Source organism: Achromobacter sp. 413638 (genome assembly GCF_043119405.1).
Taxonomy (GTDB): domain Bacteria; phylum Pseudomonadota; class Gammaproteobacteria; order Burkholderiales; family Burkholderiaceae_B; genus Achromobacter.
Genome location: NZ_JBICCO010000161.1, coordinates 1 through 3,564 on the forward strand (window position 1 = coordinate 1; position 3,564 = coordinate 3,564).

Below are 3,564 nucleotides of genomic sequence, written 5' to 3' on the forward strand. Positions count from 1 at the left end.
ACCAGCGGCTTGGACGCCACGACCGAGATCTTGCCGGGGACCGGATACTGGTGATAGTCCAGGGCTGCCTGGCGGTCGGATGGGGAATTCATGGGGCGATGCCTCCTTGGGCTTGAAGTATGGAAAAATTCTAGGCCCAATGGCATAAGGTATTCATAAGGTTTTAATATTGTTCAATCATAAAAAACTTATGCCCTGGCTATGACCCCAATATATGACCTCGTTTAATCCCGAGGAAGTCGTCCGGAAACTGGGCTCGCGCCTCAAGATGCGGCACCTGATGCTGCTGCTGCAGATCGAGCAGCACGGGTCGCTGACCCGGGTCGCCGAGCAGATGGCGACCAGCCAGCCGGCCGTGACCAATGCCCTGTCCGAACTCGAAAGCATGTTCGGCGTGCCGCTGTTCGAGCGCTCCGCGCGCGGCATGACGCCCACCCCGCTGGGCGCGGTGGTGCTGGCGCGCGCCCGCGCCCTGGTCCACGATCTGGGCCACATGGTCCAGGAAATGGAAGCGCTGGCCACCGGCCACGCGGCGCACCTGAACATCGGCGCCATTCCCTTCGTCTCGGGCCAGATGCTGTCGGCCGCCATCGGCCGCACCCTGCCGCAAGGCCGCGGCATCACCGCCACCATCCACGAGGGCCAGGGCCCCGCCCTGCTGCGCCAGCTACGCGACCATACGCTGGATATCGTGGTCGGCTGGGCCACGCCATCCGTGGACCTGAGCGGCATGCGCTTCGAGACGCTTTACCACCAGCCGCCCCGGCTCATCGCCAGCCGCCGGCTGGCCGCCCGGCTGGGCCGCTCGCGGCTGGAATGGAACATGCTGGCGGACCTGGACTGGATCCTGGGCACGGCCGACAGTCCGATCCGCGAGCAGGTGGCCTACATCTTCCTGCGGGCCGGCCTGGCCCCGCCCACGCCGCTGGTGCAAAGCGACTCGGCCAAGCTGATCGGCGAAATGATCGTGGCCAACGAACGCGCCGTCTCCATCCTGCCGGCCGATATCGCCGAGGAGCTGGTGCGCATCGCCGGCGTGGCCATCGTGCCCTACTCGCTGGACTGGACGATGCCGCCCATCTCGCTGTTCATGCGCGACGAAGGCCCTAGCCGCAATGTCGAGGCGCTGTTCTCGGCGGCGCTGCGCGAGGTCTATACGCACGGCCTGCGCTGAGGCCCGTCCGGGCGGCGCCGCCGGGGCCGACCGACGCGGCCCTCGCGGGCGCTTGCCGTGCGCCCGCGCGCCGCGCGATACTGCAAGCCCCGCGTTCCCTGCCTTCCGGCGGCCCGTTCCATGCCCGCAAGCCAGTTCCTCATGCAGCGCAGCGCCCTGGCCGGCGTGCAGGCCGTGGCCGCGCGCAGCGACCGGACCTTCGCGCGCCACTCGCACGAACAGTTCGGCATCGGCGTGATCCGCCATGGCGCGCAGGCCTCGCACAGCGGACGCGGCCAGGTGCAGGCCCAGGCCGGGCAGGTCATCACCGTCAATCCTGGTGAAATCCATGACGGCGCGCCGCTGGGCGACGCCGGCCGCGCCTGGCAGATGCTCTACCTGGATCCCTCGGTCGCCGCCGAAGCGGCCCGCGAGTTCCTGCCCGCCGGCGAATTCGAATTTCCGCAGCCTGTGTTCGACGACCCCGTCCTGGCCCGGGATGTGCTGGCGCTCTATGCGCAAGCCATCGCCAGCGCCGAAGCGCTGGCCTGCGACGCGCTGCTGCTGCGCGTGCTGGCGCGCGCGGCGGGCGGACGCCGCGCCGACGCCGCCGCGCCATCCGCGCCCTCGGCCATCCGTCACGCCCGCGCCCGCATCGATGACGATCCGGCAGCCAGCCTGTCGCTGGCCGATCTGGCCGCCGCCTGCGGCCTGAGCCGCTACCAGACGCTGCGCGCCTTTGCCCGCGACACCGGCATGACACCGCATGCTTACCAGGTCCAGCGCCGGCTGCTGCTGGCGCGCGGCTGGATCCGGGCCGGCGCCACGCTCGCCGACGCGGCCGCGGCCGGCGGTTTCTCGGACCAGAGCCACATGACCCGTCTGTTCGTCCGCGCCTACGGACTGTCGCCGGGCCGCTACGCGGCCGCCGCGCGTCCCGCCTGAGCGCCCGCTCGCAGCCCCCCGCAATTTCGTTCAAGACCCGCCGGCGGCCGTCCGCCTACGCTGCACGCTTTTCCACGCAAAGGCCGGACGTCCATGAGCAGCGCAGCAAGCAAGCCACTTCAATCCTCGGGCGAGCGAATGCAAGGCTACGCCTGCCTGGCCGCCGCGATGGCGCTGGTCGGCAGCACGGTGGTCGCCAGCAAGATCATCGCGGCAGGGCTCCCCCCTTTCACCGCCACCGCGCTGCGCTTCGCGCTGGCGCTGCCCTGCTTCCTCCTGATCATGAAACTGACCGGCGCGTCCCTGCCCCGACTCGGCGCACGCGACTGGGCGTTGCTGACGGCGCAGGCCGCCGCCGGCAGCGTGGGCTACACGGTGCTGCTCATCACCGGCCTGCAGCGCGCGTCGGCGGTGGACGCCGGCATCATCCTGGGCGCATTGCCGCTGGTGTCCGCCGCCCTGGCCGTGACGCTGCTGGGCGAACGGCCCGGCCGCTCCACGCTGGTCGCGATCGCGATCGCCACGGCGGGCGTATGGCTGACGATGGCCAGCCCCGCCGGCCCTGAAGGCGCCTCGTCATTGACGGGCAATGCGCTGGTGCTGGGCGCCGTGTGCTGCGAAGGCCTGTTCATCCTGCTGCACAAGCGGCTGCGCACGCCGGTGCCGCCGCTCGCGCTGTCGACCATCATGACCGCCATCGGCCTGGCCGCCTCGGCGCTGGCGAGCCTGCTGGCCGAGGCGCCCTGGACGCTGGCGCTGCCCGCCGACGCGGTGCTGGCCGTGGCCTATTACGCGCTGGCGCCCACGGTGGGCGGCTTCCTGCTTTGGTACGCGGGCGCCGCCCGCAGCAATGGCGCGGAAGCCGCGCTGTTCACCGCGGTCGCGCCGGTATGCGCCGTACTGCTGGCGGCGGGCCTGCTGGGCGAGGCGCTGCAGACCCGCCAGCTCGCCGGCATGGCCTGCGTGCTGGCGGCCATCGCGCTGCTGGGACTGTCGAACCGCGCCTCCGCTCGCGGCCCGCGCTAAGGCGCGGACACCATCAGGCGCTGGCCGCGTCCGTCCCTAGCCCCGGCTGAACGCCAGCGCGAAATCCTCGGAGAATATCTCGGCCAGCGCGCGCCGCAACGCGACGGCGCGCTCGGCGCCGTAGGCGGCCTCGAAGCGGGCCTGCGCGTCGGTCCACAGGCGGCGCGACTGCGTCAGCTTCTCGCAGCCGGCATCGGTGAGCGCGACGCGGCGACTGCGCCCGTCGCGCAGATCGCGCGTGGTGCGGACATAACCATCGCGCACCAGGGGCTTGAGGTTGTGCGCCAGCGCCGAACGATCCAACACCAGCAGGCGGGCCAGGTCGGTCATGGACGGCGCGCCGGCGCGCGCGATGTGAGACAGGATGGAATGCTGCGACACCTTCAGCCCGCACGGCGCGAGCACGGCATCGTAGAGCTGCGAGACACGGCGGGTGGGCG

At 71.1% G+C, this 3,564-nt stretch carries 4 protein-coding genes; 3 read left to right on the top strand and 1 reads right to left on the bottom strand.

Features of this window, described 5'->3' with window-relative positions:
* Nucleotides 1-214 precede the first annotated feature (214 nt).
* From ACEU5R_RS31820 to ACEU5R_RS31830, 3 genes are all read left to right on the top strand, one after another.
* Nucleotides 215-1,174, top strand: coding sequence for a LysR substrate-binding domain-containing protein (locus tag ACEU5R_RS31820; protein WP_212316103.1), 960 nt, complete (start codon nucleotides 215-217; stop codon nucleotides 1,172-1,174).
* Between the two features lie 120 nt (nucleotides 1,175-1,294).
* A complete protein-coding gene (locus ACEU5R_RS31825; protein ID WP_392413883.1) occupies nucleotides 1,295-2,098 on the top strand; it encodes an AraC family ligand binding domain-containing protein in 804 nt (267 codons plus the stop codon).
* A 93-nt stretch (nucleotides 2,099-2,191) separates the two neighbouring features.
* Nucleotides 2,192-3,124 carry a DMT family transporter gene (locus ACEU5R_RS31830; protein ID WP_392413884.1) on the top strand — a complete coding sequence of 311 codons (933 nt, stop codon included), beginning with the start codon at nucleotides 2,192-2,194 and terminating at the stop codon, nucleotides 3,122-3,124.
* 36 nt (nucleotides 3,125-3,160) lie between these two features.
* Here the strand turns inward: ACEU5R_RS31830 and ACEU5R_RS31835 are convergent.
* The coding region (locus ACEU5R_RS31835; RefSeq protein WP_392413886.1) for a MarR family winged helix-turn-helix transcriptional regulator at nucleotides 3,161-3,564 on the bottom strand (404 nt) is incomplete at its 5' end.

Coding starts and splice junctions, on each gene's coding strand:
- ACEU5R_RS31820 (WP_212316103.1), top strand. CDS start 215: ATGACCTCGTTTAATCCCGAGGAAGTCGTCCGGAAACTGGGCTCGCGC.
- ACEU5R_RS31830 (WP_392413884.1), top strand. CDS start 2,192: ATGAGCAGCGCAGCAAGCAAGCCACTTCAATCCTCGGGCGAGCGAATG.
- ACEU5R_RS31825 (WP_392413883.1), top strand. CDS start 1,295: ATGCCCGCAAGCCAGTTCCTCATGCAGCGCAGCGCCCTGGCCGGCGTG.